This is a genomic window from Paenibacillus sp. J22R98 (assembly GCF_059383835.1).
Window position 1 is genome coordinate 1 of record NZ_JBXENW010000015.1, and the last position, 16,266, is coordinate 16,266.

13 protein-coding genes are annotated in these 16,266 nt (G+C 52.5%); 8 read left to right on the forward strand and 5 right to left on the reverse strand.

From position 1 onward, the window contains the following. Positions 1 to 696: 696 nt before the first annotated feature. The 5 genes from AC50Y3_RS28130 to AC50Y3_RS28150 all read right to left on the reverse strand — a co-directional run bounded on the left by AC50Y3_RS28130 (position 697) and on the right by AC50Y3_RS28150 (position 4,858). The gene (locus AC50Y3_RS28130; protein ID WP_494822021.1) at positions 697 to 1,914 is read right to left on the reverse strand and encodes a magnesium transporter CorA family protein; all 1,218 of its coding nucleotides are present in this window, start codon (positions 1,912 to 1,914) and stop codon (positions 697 to 699) included. 152 nt (positions 1,915 to 2,066) lie between these two features. Further along, positions 2,067 to 2,843: a sigma-70 family RNA polymerase sigma factor gene (locus AC50Y3_RS28135; RefSeq protein WP_494822087.1), complete on the reverse strand. Its 777-nt coding sequence runs from the start codon at positions 2,841 to 2,843 to the stop codon at positions 2,067 to 2,069. Then, complete coding sequence (gene rsbW / locus AC50Y3_RS28140; RefSeq protein WP_494822022.1) at positions 2,843 to 3,322, reverse strand: anti-sigma B factor RsbW; 480 nt, start codon at positions 3,320 to 3,322, stop codon at positions 2,843 to 2,845. Before rsbW ends, AC50Y3_RS28135 begins: the two co-directional genes overlap by 1 nt. A gap of 33 nt (positions 3,323 to 3,355) precedes the next feature. Beyond that, positions 3,356 to 3,679 carry an STAS domain-containing protein gene (locus tag AC50Y3_RS28145; protein WP_091225376.1) on the reverse strand — a complete coding sequence of 108 codons (324 nt, stop codon included), beginning with the start codon at positions 3,677 to 3,679 and terminating at the stop codon, positions 3,356 to 3,358. Between the two features lie 75 nt (positions 3,680 to 3,754). Continuing rightward, entirely contained in the window at positions 3,755 to 4,858 is a 1,104-nt protein-coding gene (locus AC50Y3_RS28150; RefSeq protein ID WP_494822023.1) for a LacI family DNA-binding transcriptional regulator, read from the reverse strand. Positions 4,859 to 5,198: 340 nt separating this feature from the next. On the opposite strand from AC50Y3_RS28150, the gene AC50Y3_RS28155 reads away from it, so the two are divergent. The 8 genes from AC50Y3_RS28155 to AC50Y3_RS28190 all read left to right on the forward strand — a co-directional run bounded on the left by AC50Y3_RS28155 (position 5,199) and on the right by AC50Y3_RS28190 (position 15,223). Continuing rightward, positions 5,199 to 6,800, forward strand: coding sequence for a hypothetical protein (locus AC50Y3_RS28155; RefSeq protein ID WP_494822024.1), 1,602 nt, complete (start codon positions 5,199 to 5,201; stop codon positions 6,798 to 6,800). Between the two features lie 314 nt (positions 6,801 to 7,114). Beyond that, positions 7,115 to 8,848: a type 2 periplasmic-binding domain-containing protein gene (locus AC50Y3_RS28160; RefSeq protein WP_494822025.1), complete on the forward strand. Its 1,734-nt coding sequence runs from the start codon at positions 7,115 to 7,117 to the stop codon at positions 8,846 to 8,848. Between the two features lie 141 nt (positions 8,849 to 8,989). Beyond that, a complete protein-coding gene (locus AC50Y3_RS28165; protein WP_494822026.1) occupies positions 8,990 to 9,964 on the forward strand; it encodes an ABC transporter permease in 975 nt (324 codons plus the stop codon). Between the two features lie 70 nt (positions 9,965 to 10,034). Beyond that, the gene (locus tag AC50Y3_RS28170; RefSeq protein ID WP_494822027.1) at positions 10,035 to 10,913 is read left to right on the forward strand and encodes a carbohydrate ABC transporter permease; all 879 of its coding nucleotides are present in this window, start codon (positions 10,035 to 10,037) and stop codon (positions 10,911 to 10,913) included. 7 nt (positions 10,914 to 10,920) lie between these two features. After that, a complete protein-coding gene (locus AC50Y3_RS28175) occupies positions 10,921 to 12,573 on the forward strand; it encodes a glycoside hydrolase family protein (protein WP_494822028.1) in 1,653 nt (550 codons plus the stop codon). Positions 12,574 to 12,594: 21 nt separating this feature from the next. Next, positions 12,595 to 13,344, forward strand: a complete 750-nt coding sequence (locus AC50Y3_RS28180) for a phytanoyl-CoA dioxygenase family protein (protein WP_494822029.1) — start codon at positions 12,595 to 12,597, stop codon at positions 13,342 to 13,344. Positions 13,345 to 13,368: 24 nt separating this feature from the next. Further along, positions 13,369 to 14,571 carry an enolase C-terminal domain-like protein gene (locus AC50Y3_RS28185; protein WP_494822030.1) on the forward strand — a complete coding sequence of 401 codons (1,203 nt, stop codon included), beginning with the start codon at positions 13,369 to 13,371 and terminating at the stop codon, positions 14,569 to 14,571. A 118-nt stretch (positions 14,572 to 14,689) separates the two neighbouring features. Then, a complete protein-coding gene (locus AC50Y3_RS28190) occupies positions 14,690 to 15,223 on the forward strand; it encodes a general stress protein (protein ID WP_494822031.1) in 534 nt (177 codons plus the stop codon). The last annotated feature ends 1,043 nt before the right edge of the window (positions 15,224 to 16,266 follow it).

Genomic DNA, 16,266 nt, shown 5'->3' on the forward strand with positions numbered 1-16,266 from the left:
GCCGCTTACAATGCTCGATAATCCAACTAACTAGGCATTCTCGCATGATATCCATTGCCTTAAGCGGTATATCCGCTAACTGTATGGGAAATCACCCGAAAAAAGCATTATTAGCGGATATGCCGCTTACAATGCTCGATAATCCAACTAACTAGGCATTCTCGCATGATATCCATTGCCTTAAGCGGCATATCCGCTAATTGTATGGGAAATCACCCGGAAAAAGCATTATAAGCGGATATGCCGCTTACAATGCTCGATAATCCAACTAACTAGGCATTCTCGCATGATATCCATTGCCTTAAGCGGTATATCCGCTAACTGTATGGGAAATCACCCGAAAAAAGCATTATAAGCGGATATGCCGCTTACAATGCTCAGCAACTCAACTAACTTGCCTTCCGTGTATGATTTCCCCGTCGATAGCTGCCTATCGCTCTCAATAGTAACTCCAACAGTCCGCGCCGAGGGCTGAGAGTTCGAAAATCGAACTCTCAGCGGCGAAACCGCACAAAAAAGAGCTGAGAGTACGGAAATCCGTCTCTCAGCCCCAAACTGCTCCTCTGCGACTAGCGCTGATCGCGTTCACGCCGCTTCGAGAGCCCCCGCGACCAACGCCCTGATGGCGTTCACGCCGCTTCGAGCCCCCGCGACCAGCGCCTTATGGCGCGTTCGTGCCATCGCGCGCTCCTATCCCTACCGGCTCGACCGCGACGGCAGCGGCGCGTCGTGCTCGACGCCGCTGCGGCTCCCGGCGTCCGCCGAGCGCGCGCCAGGCTCCGCCTCCGCAGCAGCTCCGCCGGCGCGGCCGCCTCGGCGAAGCCGCGACCGCGGCGCATCGTCGCCGCCGGCTAGCGCGAGGTCCGCGCCGCCCGAGCTGCCGACGCGGTCGCCTTTGTGACGGCCGTTCAGCAGATCGCCCGTCCAGCCCTTGCTCCACAGCCACCAATAGATGAGGATGGTGGTGACGACAATGACGAGACTGACGGTTATGAAGCCCCAGCGCTCACTGGCCCAAGGGATGTCCTTGAAGTTCATGCCCCAGACGGCGCCGATGACCGTTGCCGGCATGAACAAGGCGGTGAAGATCGTCAGCGTCTTCATGATATCGTTGCCGCGGAAGTTCGAGATGGCATCGTCCATCATCAGAAGCGTATCGATCTCCATCGCATAATGGGTGAGCAGTCCCTGAATACGGTCGAGCTTCAGCTCCATCCGTTTGAACTCTTCCTGCTCCAGCAGCGTATGCATGAAGGCTTCTCTGGCTGCGCCTTGAATTTCCTTGATCGGAATAAACAAGTGACTCCAATGCAGAAGCTCATAGCGCCGCTCGAAGATGACATTCATCAGGCCGGTGCGATTCTGCTTACGCATCTTCAGCTCCAAATCGCTGAGCCGCGTCTCGAACCGATCGAGTCCGTCATGAAACGTCTCCAGCACGGCGCCAAGCAGCACGAAGAAACCTTCCGGCGCACTCTGGCAACGGTTCAGCTTATCCTGCCAAGGATCGAGCTGCAGCCGAACGGATAAACGCATATCCGACATATAAGTGACCAGCTTCCGATCGGTCATTCGAAAATGCAAGGGGAGGATATCACTCTCATCCTCAGACACCTGAAAGAGCAAGGTCCCATGCAAGATAGCGTCACCGCCCGGAAGCTCGGAAACGATAATTTGATTGTGAGCAATGCCTTCAACATCATTAAGCCAGCCAGCGAGCTCCGGATGGGCTTGCACAACGGCTTGTTTCGCGTGAGCAAGCTCCGCCGCCAGATCAGCAGCAGTTGGCACCCCCGAAGTGGCATCATCGACTGCCGCTTTGCTGCTGCGACTAAGACCGGACGTTTCCGGCCGCTGTTCGTGAAGCATGAGCCATTCCCACGCTTGCGGAAATTGCAGCATCCGATGCATCATGGTTTAGAAGCCTCCTGCTTGTCCGTGCGTATAGCTATACATGTTACCATCATAACGCGAACCCCGAGTGAAGCACAACAGCGCCGCCGACAATTTTATCCAAAAACACAAAAAGCACGCCGCGGCCATCATGCTAGGCCTACAGCGCGCTTCTACTCTTCCAGCTCATGGTGTTCATGCAGCAGCTGCTTTAATTTATCGATAGCACGCCGCTGTATCCGGGAAATGCTCATCTGAGAGATACCAAGCTGATCCGCGATCTGTCGCTGGGGGAGTCCATCCTGATAAGCCAGCAGCAGCACTTTCTGCTCTTCAGGCTTCAGCTTCGAAAGTGCAGCCTGTAGATCGAGCCGACGATCAATATTTTCAAAATCATTGGAGTCCGACCCGAGCAAATCACCGAGCGATGACGTATTGTCATCATCCGAAATCGGCGTGTCCAGCGAGACGTAATGATAAAGCTCCCGACCTGCCAGAATCTCAGTCGTTTCCTCCACGGTGAGCGCCATGGCCTCCGCGATTTCTTCAATCCTCGGAGAGCGTTCAAACTTCACGGTCAGCTCATCGATCGCTTGCTGAACGGCGATCCCTTTCTCCTTAATACGGCGAGGGACCTGAACATACCACGACTTATCACGCAAATAATTTTTCATATGCCCGATGATACTTTTCATGGCGTAAGGCTCAAACTGCACACCGAGCGAGCTGTCGAATTGGCCGAATAAACGAAGCAGCGCAATCTGGCCCACTTGCATTAAATCCTCGTATAAATCCGGGCGGTTCCGCGAGATTTTACCGGCGGCCATTCGAACCATAGACTCGTAATGGGTGATGAGCTGTTCGGCGATATCGTTAGTCGGATCGCTTTGATAAGCCATAATAAGTTCCATGCTTGTAGGCTTGGGCTGCTTAACCGGCTGCGCGCTCATCACAATTCACCGCTCTTTACTAGGCGCTTGGTAAGAACCACTTCCGTTCCGGTTTCACTGTTCACTTCCACATCATCCATCAGTGCTTGCATCAAGAACAGGCCAAGTCCGCCTGCTTGGAGTTCATCAATCGACTTTCCGTCTACCGGCTTCGCACGTGCGGCTGCGGCTGATGCGTCAAAGCTGCGGCCATCATCTTTGACGATAATGGAGAGGGCATCGTTCTTCTTAATGAAGCGCACCTCAATCCGCGGCGCTGGCTGTGGAACCGGAGCGGCCTCCCCAGTGCTCAGGTCGCCGTATGCGTATAGAACGGCATTGTTACACGCCTCGGATACCGCTACTTTCATATCCTCGATTTCCTCGTAGGAGAAGCCGATTTTGACAGCTAATCCATAGAGAGTTAATCGAACCAGATCAATATATTCCGCCGAAGCCGGCACCTGCAAGGTGATTACTTCTTCGACCCGTATGTTCATTATGCTCTCGTCCCTTTCTGCGGCAATTACGAATTAGGCTTGTTTGAGTAAAAATGGCGTGATGCCCGTCATATCGAACAGCTTGCGAATATGAGGAGGGACAGCTTCCACGCTAAAAGGCGCTTGTTTGGCATGTCTGGCTTTCAGCACGGACACGAGAATGCCGATGCCGGTACTATCCACATAACGGAGCTCGCGCAAATTAAGAGTTAACTCTCGATCAGTCAATTCAATCAGTGGAGTCATGACTGCACGCATATGAACGGCGGATTCCAAATCCAGCTCGCCTCCGACATAAACGATACATTTGCCTTCCTGATTCTCCGTACGCAAAAATAGTTTATCGGTTTGTTTCATAGCTCGACGCTCCTGTATCCAAAATTTCTTATTACGAGTTGTATACCCCTTCCAAGGGGTCTTGAAACATAAGGCTTATGACCGAAAAGACGGCGCAGCCGTCGTGCCCCCGATAACAAGGCGCGGAGACAGTACAATCTTCTTCCGCTCCTGAGCAGGATTGGCGACAAGCGAGAGCATGAGCCGTCCGGCTTGGGCACCGATTTCTTCCTCCTGCTGCAAAATGCAGGTTGGGCGCAGCGTCCAACGGGTCGAATATTCATAGTCGTCGAAGAAGATCACCGACAGCTGATCGGGAATGGAGAGCTGCAGCCGCTCGGCGACCGCAAATACTTTGAGGCCAAGGGAGGAATTAAGCGCAAATACAGCGGTGACATCCGGATTTTGCTGCAGGTACAGCTCAATTTGCTCGGGCTCTGTGCGGGTAAACACAAGCCTAGGATCGCTTAATAGGGCATGGTCAGCCAATGCTTGCCGATACCCTTCAAGCCGGTCTTCCATGCTGGTCGTTCCCGTGTAGGGAGCTGTAAGGAAGGCAATCCGGAAATGGCCTGCCTCGATCAGATGGGTAGTTGCAGCATACGCGCCGCTGAAATGATCCGTGCAAACACAGTTGGTTTCAAGCCCCTTCAGATAGCGGTCGATGACCACAATGGGGTAACCGCGCAAGGTCATTCGCAGAATATCCTCGTTATAGCTCTCCCCTTCGACAGGGTAGACGATCACTCCGGCTACACCCATCTCTTCGGCCTCGGCTAGCAATAAACATTCCGTTTCCACCGACTCATGGGTCAGCGAGACAATAACGCGGTAGCCTTGACTCGAAGCGGCATTTTCCACACCTTTGACCAAATTCACCATATAGGCGGTCTTCAGGCTGGGAATCAGCAAGGAGATAAGCTTCAGCTTGCGAGTCTCCGGCGACTGATAACGAAGAGGCTCGCCTTGTGCTTGATCCGCGATGAAGGAGCCTTTGCCCTGAATGCGGTAAACGGTACCCTCTTTCACGAGTGAGGACAAGGCGCCTTTAACGGTAATACGGCTGACGCCAAAATGCTCCGCGAGCTCGTTTTCCGATGGCAGACGATCCCCGGGGATCAGCTGGCCTTGTGCGATTTGGTCGGTTATATACGTGCGGATTTGGTTGTAAAGGGGGACGCGTTTCGTTGGTACGGACATCTAATCACACTCTCTCTCCTGATATAATGAATATACAACTTTCTTTTTGATTTTCCAATTTTTTTCTTTACAGACGTTATAACATGGGAGTATGATGCAGGTAAACAGCCACCAAGCAAAGTTTATAAGTTGTATATTTGATATATAATTATGAACGCCTCCTAGAACACCACTCAGCAATACCCACCTTTTCGAAGTGCATCTCACATCAACCTTCAACTTCAATGGTCTTCTTCAAGAACGTCATCAGACAGCTGCCAACTTTTCTTCAAACTCAAAATGTAAGCGCTCTATTTATTTCGTCTGTCTTCATACGCGTCAACAAACAGGGGGAGTAAGGATGGTAAACGAAGTTCACATGGCAAGCAGACCGAAGACGTATTATTTGCAGGAAGCAATCGAACGCGGTTTCAGTGCGATTGCGAACCGATTGGATCCCGAACAGAATATGCGGCCTTATTTTCTGCTTCGCTTGCAGCCCGAACCTAAGCTCGAACATCATATCTGGGATCTAGGTGATATGTGCTCCCGTTTTACCGATGCGTATCTGCTGGGTCGTCCGATTACCGGGGCCACCGATTATGTGGAAGAAGAACAAGCGCTCCGTGCGATGCTGGACACTTGCGATCCGTTTCTGAATCCGTTCATGGCAGGCAGGATGCTGCTGGCTTACGTGGATTTGTACCTGGATTCGCCTTCAGAAGCCGGTAAAGAGGTCATCGACAAGCTCGCCGTTGCGATAAGAAGCAAGCTGCAGCATGAAGAGGACTACAGCTACTGGTTCCGCAATGCCGAAGGCTGGAACACGATGGAGCATGCCGTATTCGGCGATTTCAACGGGTATCCCACCTTCCCGCTCGGCGGAATCATGCTCGCGTTAGCTCGGTACACCGAAAGTGTCGATGCACCGGACTGCGAGGACTTGCTTGATCGGATGGGTCGTTTCGTGCTGAATGTCAGCGGAACGTTTAATGCAGAGGGGCATTATCAGGGACATACGCATTCCGGCGGCATCCTCACAGCGGCCGTTGCCCTAATGCGCCGTGCCCTGAAAACCAATGACGCAGCAACAATTGCGAAAATGAAAACCGTCTTCGATTGGACACTGCGTTATTCCAGCACGTGGGGCTGGATACCGGATGGCGTCGGTCCGGATGACGCTTCATGCGAATCCTGTTCAATCACGGATGCTATTCATCTGGGCTTGCTAATCGCCCGTCATATCGATCCGAATTATTATGCGATCTTGGAGCGGTTCGCCCGCAATCAGCTGCTGGAGAACCAAATTGTACATACCGATCCGATGCTGCCGAATGTCGATCAAGCGCAGAAGCCGCTATTCGAACGGGCGCTCTACGGAAGCTGGGCTTCCTGGTCGAAGCCGGGATCGTTGGACAACTGCCGCGAGAGCGTGGAAGGCTGCTGCCTTGGAGCTGGCATTCGGGCCTGCTACCTGGTTTGGGATGATATCGTCACCAAGCAAAATGAGGTCGTTTCCGTCAATATGTCGTTTAGCCGCAACAGCGATTGGGTTGAGGTCATCAGCTATCAGCCGTATGAGGGCAAGCTCGAGCTCGTCATTCACGACGCGCCAAACTTGCGTGTACGCGTGCCGGATTGGGTTGATTTCGAGGATATTACCGTATCGATCGACGGTGAGGTCATAAGTGCTCCGCTTCCAGAGGATGGTTATATTCGCCTCCATGGATTGCAATCGGGTCAACTTGTGCAGCTGCTGTACCCAATCACCACTGTAGAGAAGGTCGAGCGTGTTTCCGGACAGGATTACAATGTTCGTTGGCGCGGCGACACGGTGCTCTCCGTTACGCCTTCGGGGCACATTTATCCGCTGTTTAAGCGCGAATGGATGGATCAGCAGGCTGCGCCGCTGGTTCAAGGCATCCCTTACGCAGCGCAGCGCAGCGGCAGGGTCCATTGGTAAGCTAGTCGTCATTGTCGTCGCGGCCGAATGGCTGCAGTGAATTTGGGATGAGGATGAGCGGGGAGTGTTTCGGCCGTTTCTCATAAGCGGCGTGCATCTCCCGGATCACCTGTACCACATAGATAACACTAGGGGTTGCGAATGCTTGGCAATGCCAAGGGGGGCATGAGAATCCCGCGCGCATGTATCGCATGAATGGAGCAAGGGGGAGTGGAGCACGGTCGATTGGCCGGGTGGCATGGACTGCACAGAATAAACGGTTTTGTTCCTTTATTGAGCAAGGTTCCATCACTCATGTACAGGGGGAATAACGTGTGAGAATCCAGCGTAAAGTAGGCATTCTGTTAAGTGTAGCAACCCTTTCTCTAAGCGTCGTTGGCTGCAGCGGCAGCAACAACAACGATAATACGACCAATAGCGCCACGAATGACGCAACGAAAACAAACAATGCAGCAGCAACGAACAACTCCTCTTCGAACAATGCAGCAGCGACAAATACAGAAGAGAAGCCGCTTGGAACGGTCAGTGATTTGAAAATCACCGCGTTCAACTGGGGCTGGGATAATGCCGATCCGGCTAAGGATATCGTGCTCCCGGAGCTGACGAAGCGCCTCGGACTGAACAATTTAACCTACGATGTGCTCAAAACGGGCAGCTACGGCGATGTCGTGCAGAAGCTGCAGCTGTGGGCATCCACCGGCGGTTCCGATTGGCCGGATTTCGTAGCGGTTGGGGCAGACGGTAAAACAAAGCTTATTCTAAACACCATGGGCGAAAGCGGCAAGCTGGAAGACTTGACGCCTTGGCTGGATAAATACCCGAATGTGAAGAAAGCCGTCGAGAAGCTGCTTCCTTTCTCAACCAATCCTCATGATGGCAAGCTGTACAGCATCCCGCAAAACTTCTCCAACATGCAGGCTTATGCGATCGACCAGCCGACGATTTGGATTCGCAAGGACTGGCTCGATAAAGTCAATCTGGGTTATCCCAAAACAGTTGATGAGTTCTACAATGCGCTGAAAGCATTCAAGGAACAAATCAAAGATGTAAACGGCCAGCCGGTCGTGCCGTACTCGGCATTCGGCGAAAACTTCCGCAATATGATCAACGTGTTCTTCCCGCCGGGCCAAAACAACGGCACGGGATGGTGGTATACGGATGCGGATGGTAAAGCTGCACGCTCCGATGTATCGCAGCCCGAGAATTTGATCAGAGCGCTGACCTTCTATAACAAGCTGTACAAAGAAGGCTTAATTGAAGAAGAAAGCTTCTCGCTCAAGCAAGGTCAAATTGACGAGAAAGGGAACCAAGGCCGCATCGGTGCCGTTCACGGCGCTTATTGGGAGCAGGCGAACCCTTACACGGACAGCATGAAGAAAACCGATCCGAACGCGAAGTTCGTCGGCGTGCAGCTGTATGATCCGACAATCGCTTCGGGACCAAGCTTGCCGCAGTTTAGACTGGAAGCTTGGAGTCTGTGGGCTGTGAAGGCCGGTCTTCCGAAAGAAGAAGTTAACACTTTCTTCAAGACGCTGGATTATGTCCTTTCCGAGGATGGTACGATCTTGACCAAATATGGTTTGGAAGGCCAGCAATGGGAGCGTAACGCCGATGGCAAAATCGTAGATACGAAAGCCTTCTTCGATGAGACGCAAGGCGACTGGAACAAACGCGCTCATGCCGGTATCGACGTCTACTCCTTCATTCCGAACTACGAAGCGCTGATCAAGAACCAAGCTCCATCCGGCTATGAAATGCGCGAGGATATGATCGAAACGTGGAAGAACCTAGGCTCCAAGTTCCCTACGGAGTATATTACTGATCCGCAGCGTTATGTGGATCCGGGCGATGTAGAGAACAAAGTGACAGTGGGCGAAAGCGATCGTTACAAGCAATTGGTGGCGAAGGCTGTAACGGCCAAGAACCCGGATGATATCAAGAAGCTAGTTGAGGATTGGGGCAAAAATGCACGTGCGCTCGGCTACGACAAAGTCGTGGAAGAAAGAACGGAAGCGGCGAAGTCCATTAATCTCGAAAGCTTAAAGTAATCGAAGTAATAGCTGAATGCTGCATGTCCGATCTTTGGATCGTACACGCAAGCCAATCAGCATGCCTGACCAAACTCGCATACGAGGGGAGCGCTTCGGCGCTCTCCTCCACCATTTATCCGAAAAGGAGGGTCACTCGCGATGACGACTCTCGCTGAAACGCAGACGCATACGCCAAGCAATAGACAGCTTCTCATGGGGAAAATAGGCCGCAAAATGTGGGATCAGCGCTGGTTGTATATTTTTGCGATACCAGGGCTTATCTTCTTTCTGTTGTTCTCCTATTACCCGATGATTGGCATTATTATGGCTTTCCAGGATTACAATCCGGTTAAAGGGTACTCCGGCAGCGATTTTGTCGGGATGGATAATTTCAAAACGATCTTCCATTTGCCCGACTTTACGAACGCCCTGCGCAACACGCTGATCATCAGCGGACTGAAATTGGTCATCGGGTTTCCGGCTACCATTCTATTCGCATTGCTCATTAACGAGATTCATCAAACCGTATTTAAGCGCTTCGTACAGACGATCAGCTACCTGCCTTATTTTATCTCGTGGGTTATCGCGGCGGGGCTGTGGTATAAGCTGCTGTCTCCGGATGGCGGTCTTATTAACGAAATGCTGACCAAAATCGGCATCTTGAACGATTCCTTCTATTTCATGGGGAGCACGAGTGCCTTCCTGCCGATCGTTATCTTCACCGAACTTTGGAAAAATATCGGCTTTAACGCCATCATTTATTTAGCAGCGCTATCAAGCATCGATCCGCATCTGTACGAGGTATCCAGCATCGACGGCGCAAGCCGGGTTCGCCAGATCTGGCATATCGCGCTGCCCGGCATTCGCGGCACGATGGTGCTCCTATTCATTCTGAGCGCTTCCGGCCTCATGAGCGCGGGCTTCGATCAGCTGTGGACAATGGGGAACCTGCAGGTGCAAGAGGTCGGTCAAATCCTGGATACGCTCATCTTGAGCTATTTGCGCAATTCCGGCGGATTTATGGGCTTATCGCTCGGCGCGACCATGGGTGTTTTCCAAGCGACGGTTGGACTGATTCTATTCCTGCTCTGTAACTTTATCGCGAAGCTGTTTAAGCAGGAATCGCTTATTTAGAGCCGATTGGTTTGAGCCACCGGCAGGTGGATCAACCAATCGGCTAGCATGGCTAAAAGGAGATTGCCTCATGCAGAGATCACGTGGAGAAAAATGGTTTAACGTTGTCAATATGCTGCTCATGCTCGCGTTCTCGTTTCTGTGCCTTTATCCGTTTATCTATATTTTAGCGATTTCGCTGAACGATGCGATGGATGCGCAGAAGGGGGGCATTTACCTCTGGCCGCGTATGTTCACCTGGAAGAACTACAGCGTTATTTTCAACGATAGAGATATTTTCCTTGCCTATGGCGTAACGATTGCCCGGGTACTTGTAGGCGTCGTTACCCAGGTACTGCTGGTAGCTATGTTTGCCTTCGTGCTGACGAAGAAAAATTTCCCGCTGCGCAAATTTCTGAACTGGTGGATTGTCATTCCGATGTTTCTCAGCGGTGGGCTAATTCCGTTCTACATTACACTGCAGCAGCTGCATCTGCTGAACAGCTTCTGGACGTATATTATTCCCGGACTGTACGGCGCCTTTAATATTATGCTGGTGCGCACGTTTATGACGGAGCTGCCTGAGGCGCTCGAGGAATCGGCGAAGATCGACGGTGCTTCGGACTTCCGGATTTTCTTCAGCATTGTCTTCCCGCTCTCCAAGCCGGTGCTCGCTACGATTGCGCTGTTTGTCGGTGTAGGACACTGGAACGATTGGTTCACAGGGTTTACGTTCATCTCCAATACGAAGCTGTGGACCGCGCAGAATTTGCTGCTGTTCCTGATTCAATCGAATGAAGCGTCCAACCTCGCGGTACTAAGCAAGATGCATCAGGGAGCCGTGACGGTAACGGCGGAATCGATCAAGATGGCGATGCTGATCGTGACGACGGCGCCGATTCTATGTATTTATCCGTTCCTGCAGAAATATTTTGTGAAGGGCATCATGCTAGGCTCATTGAAAGGGTGATCAGAAGGTGGAACTCGGCAGATCATTGGATTACAGAGAATTGGCAGCGCTGGCGATTCATCATTACAAGGAAATGCTTGATCCGGACTATCATCATCTACCGTATTTCTTCGCGAAAATCGGCAGTGACGAATCCTTTGCTTGGCATAGCGAGTGGGACTTTGGCGATGCGGTTGGCCGGTTTCTCGATGCCTCGATACTGTGCGGCGAGATCGTCGGGGAGCGTCTTGGCCGGGATGCCGAGACGCATATGAAGGATGCGCTGCGCTGGATGCAAAGCGAGTCGGATGGGCTGTTCTACCGGATGAGCAACGATTGGGATGTTCCTGCAGGCGCCAATATGTTTGACCAGCGGAGCGTGTTTCTGGGCCTGTTGAGCTGGCTCAAATTCGATCAAGAGGATGAGGCGAAGACGCGCATCGAGCGCATGCTGCAAGGGATGCGAAGCATTGCGGTCGAGCGTGAGGATTACATCTGCTATCCGTTTGAGACGTATGTTCCGGGGATGGCTGTACCGGAGGAAATCTACACGGAGCATGGGTTTATCGTAGAGCCGACGCATTATGGCGGAGGCGTCTTTATCCTGCCGCTGGCGATTTATTATGAGCAATATGGCGATCCGCTGGCCGCGGAAATGCTGGAGAAGCTCACGCGCTTCGTCGTGAATCATTCACGCGTATTCGAAGCAGACGGCAGCTTCTGGTCACAGGGGCGCTACCCGGATGACGGCCATTTCCACTCTAAGATGGGCGCCGTTGCCGGTATTTTGCGATATGCCACGATCAAGCAGGATGCGGAGCTCATCGCTTGGTGTCAGAAGGTATATGATTGGGCCTGCAGCATGGGCAGTACATATGGTTGGTTCCCGGAAGGCACGGGCCTGAACGGGGAGGAGCCGGTCGATGAGCGATACCGCTGGCTGCCGGGCGTCATTCAGCACAGCGAAACTTGCTGCACGACGGACATGATTCATACGGCCATTTATTTGGCGAAGAACGGCAATATTGCCTGCTGGGACGATGCGGATCGGTTCGCGAATACGCTTGTTGCCTCGCAGGTGCGCGACGTATCGTGGGCGAGAGAAGTAACCGATAAGCCGGACACGCCTACTAGAACCTATCGGAATGTACCAAAACGTTATATGGGCGGCTTTACGGGCCGGATGAACCCAAATGATTTCTCCAACCGCGGTAAGGTGGACACGATGGCTTGCTGTTGCGCTGCCGGGGGAAGAGGACTGTACCTGATTTGGGATCATGCGACCTCGCTCAGCGGAGATCGGCTCTATGTCAATCTGTGGCTGACGAAGGAGAATGAGCACGTCAAGATGGAGTACGAGGTGCCGGAGGTCGGTGTGCTGCGCATACAGCCGAAGCAAGCCGGCGATCTGTATATCCGCGTCCCGGGCTGGCTGTCGACAGATGCGATTACTTGTCATACGCCGCGCAAGCAGTGCGTTTCGCTGGCACATCCGTATTTGGTTGTTGCGGGACTGGAAGCCGGCGAAACGGTGGAAGTGTCCTTTCCTTCCGAGCTTGTGAAGCGGGAAGAAATCGTAGCCGGCGAGCGATATGAAGGCTCTTGGATCGGCAATCGATTATTTGATGTGAGCCCAAGAGGCGTGATGCCGATGAACAAGGCGCTCATCTTAAAATCATGATGACAAGGGGGCATTATTGAAATGAGCATGACACTGGAGGAGCAGGTCGAGCAGTTTAAGCGGGACGGGTATTTTGTCGTGAAGCAAGCTCTGTCTCCTGAACAGGTAGCTACGTTAATCGATAAAGTTATCGCCATATCGGAGGGCTTTACGACGCGGGAAATCCCCGACATTATTGACCGGGATGAGGCGTTTGTGCCGCTGCTCGTTAACCCGCCGGTATTTAACTTCATGCGGGCGTTGATGGGGCCGCGCATTCAGATGGAAAGCGTGAATGCCACGCGCATTAAGCCGGGCAAAGGCATGCCGGTCGGCTGGCATATGGACTCGCATGTTTATCCGGATCCGATGCCGCCTTATTGGTATTTTCCGATATCGATCAACTGTGCGTATTACTTGGATGAAATTACGCTGGAGAAGGGGCCGCTTGTCGTCGTTCCGGGCTCCCATCTCTCAGGCAAGAATCCGCCCGATGGGCTGAGCGAGATTGAAGGGCAGATCGATGTGATGGCCGAAGCGGGAGACGCCGTTATTTTCCATGGTGCGTTGTGGCATGCGGCGAAGCCGAATGTGCATCCGACTGAGGAGCGGCGCGCCTTGTATTATAACTACCTGCAGTCGTTCTGCAAGAATCGGGTGGATAACTTCGTCGGTGAGCGTTCTCGTCAGCTCCGTGAGAGCGGACCATTCTACATTCAGCAGCTCCTTGGCAAATTTGACGGCTGGCATGAGATTCCCGCGGATGCTGAAGAGCAGTTAGCTAATCTATAGGGTTCAAAAGGAGCTGTCCTCTCTATGGCACAATTGGAAATCAGGGACGTCCGGGTCATCATGACCGCGCCCGATGGGGTTAATCTCGTTGTCGTGAAGATCGAAACGAATGAGCCCGGTCTATATGGCCTTGGCTGTGCAACATTTACGCAGCGGCATCTTGCAGTCGCTTCGGCGGTGGAACACTATTTGAAGCCGTTCCTGGTGGGCAAGGATCCAAGACGGATCGAGGATATTTGGCAAACCGCCATGGTCAGCGGCTATTGGCGCAACGGTCCGGTGCTGAACAATGCCGTCTCCGGAATTGATATGGCCTTATGGGATATTAAAGGCAAGCTATGCGGTGTCCCCGTCTATGAATTGCTTGGCGGAAAAGTCCGGGAAGCAGCGGCTGTTTATCGCCATGCCGACGGACGGGATGCCAGCGAAGTGGAAGAGAATGTGCGCATGTTTATGGAGCAGGGCTGCCGTTATGTCCGCTGCCAATTAGGCGGATATGGCGGACAGGGCCATAAGCTGCATCAGCCTGATCATGTGCTGCCGGGTGCTTATTTTGACCCGGATGCTTATGTGCGCAGCGTGCCGCAAATGTTCGATCATTTGCGCGCTAACCTTGGTTTCGAGATTGAGCTGCTGCATGATATCCATGAGCGGATCGTGCCGATTGAGGCCGTAAGATTGGCGAAGCAGCTCGAGCCGCATCGTTTGTTTTTTCTCGAAGATCCGCTGCCGCCGGAGCATCTCGATTGGTTTCGACATATCCGTGCGCAAAGTGCGACACCGCTCGCAATGGGGGAGCTGTTCGTCCATTCCGCGGAATGGATGCCGCTTATTACGGAGCGGTTAATTGACTTCATCCGCTGCCATGTCAGCGCGATTGGGGGCCTTACTCCCGCGGAGAAGCTGGGTACGCTATGCGAAGCCTTCGGTATTCGCACGGCTTGGCACGGTCCTCCGGATCTGTCACCGGTCGGCATGGCCGCGAACATCCATCTGGATCTTAGCAGTCCGAACTTCGGCGTCCAGGAATGGAGCGCGATATCGGATCGGATGCGCGAGGTGTTCCCGGGTAGTCCTGTTCTCCGCAACGGTTATGCGTACGTACCGGATACCCCCGGTTTCGGCGTTGAACTGGATGAGCAGAAAGCGGCGCTTTACCCATGCCATGATGTGCTGCCGGGGTGGACGCTCTCACGTATTCCGGATGGTTCTCCGTCACGGCCATAAAGGTCAGCGGTTTCGGTTCGAGGCTTGTTTTCGTATGGTAGAATTTCCTTCGTCATCCGGTTTAATCCTCCCCAATTGGGGTATACCTAACTTAAACAGGGATGCGGAGGCGATGAACATGACGTACAAAATTGGCATATTTAATACGGAAAATGAAGCAATTGCGGCCATTCAGGCACTGGAGCAGGCTGGGTTTACGAACCACGAGCTGAAGGTGCTGGCTAAGGATCGGGAACACTCCAGGCAGATCGAATCGGAAACGAACGTGCATGCCGACGAGATGACGGACCTGCTCTTAACCCGTTCAGCGGCAAACGACCATGGGGTCGACGATCTTCGAATCTACGCGCCGATGTCTGCGGCGAGCGGTCTCAATATTAGCGGCGGCTTCATCGGCGGCATGACCTATCCGAGCAATGGATTCCTGATCTCGACCGCCTTCTTGGGCGATGACCGCAATATGGAGCACGCGCTTGCCGACATTGGCCTGGAGAGCAGCGATACCGAACCATGCCGCGAGGCACTCCGTCAGGGAGCCATTATCGTGGCAGCGGATATCGGCAACAGCGACGAGGCGGATGGCCCGGATTTATCGCGCGGCGGTGCGGCTGAGGCTGCTTTTCGGAGCTGCGGAGCAGCGCAGATTTTGTAGGATTTTTGCTTAATGTTTCAGTGGTTGATGAAGGGCCGCCTCAAAAGTGCAATGACTTTTGAGGTGGCTTTTGTTGTTGTTGGGATGGTTTGGGATCTCACAGCAGCCCTTATTTGCGATAAATACCCTTTGCCGTTTCGGAGTTTATTCCTCTATATAGTGACCAGAATTATTTCGAGGCCAGAAATGGACAAATAAGCGCCGTACGGTTCGTTAGAGCTTTACGCGAAAATCTAACGAATCCTAGAAGCCTTATATGGCCGGATATCTCGCCTCCGAGAAGCTAACGAATCGTAGAGGCCTTATTATGAGAAAATCGGCTCCAATTTGTCCATAATCCGCCGAATAGGACCTCCACGATTCGTTAGAATTTTTTTGGAGCTATTTCGGGGCAAATAAGCCCCGTATGATTCGTTAGAACTCTCCGCGAGAATCTAACGAACCATGGGGACGTTATTTAGCCGAAAATTCGGAGCTTCGAGAACCTAAAGAGGCGGGGCACTAATCGGCTCCCAAACACCTCAGAACCACTAAATGGATCCCGTACGGTTCGTTACAATTATTTCGGGGCCATAAATGGGTAAATAAGCGACGTACGGTTCGTTAGAGCTTTACGCGAAAATCTAACGAATCCTAGAAGCCTTATATGGCCGGATATCTCGCCTCCGAGAAGCTAACGAATCGTAGAGGTCTTATTATGAGAAAATCAGCTCCAATTTGTCCATAATTCGCCGAATAGGACCTCCACGATTCGTTAGAATTTTTTTGGAGCTATTTCGGGGCAAATAAGCCCCATATGATTCGTTAGAACTCTCCGCGAAAGCTAACGAACCGTAGGGGCACTAATCGGCTCCCAAACACCCAAAAACCACTAAATAGAGCCCCTACGGTTCGTTAGCAATATTTCAGGGCCAGAAATGGACAAATAAGCCCCGTACGGTTCGTTAGAACTCTTCGCGAGAAGCTAACGAACTGTAGCGGCGATCTTGTCGAAACGAATATAGACTTGTCGTTAGATCTCCTTGGAAAGAAATATGGATTTT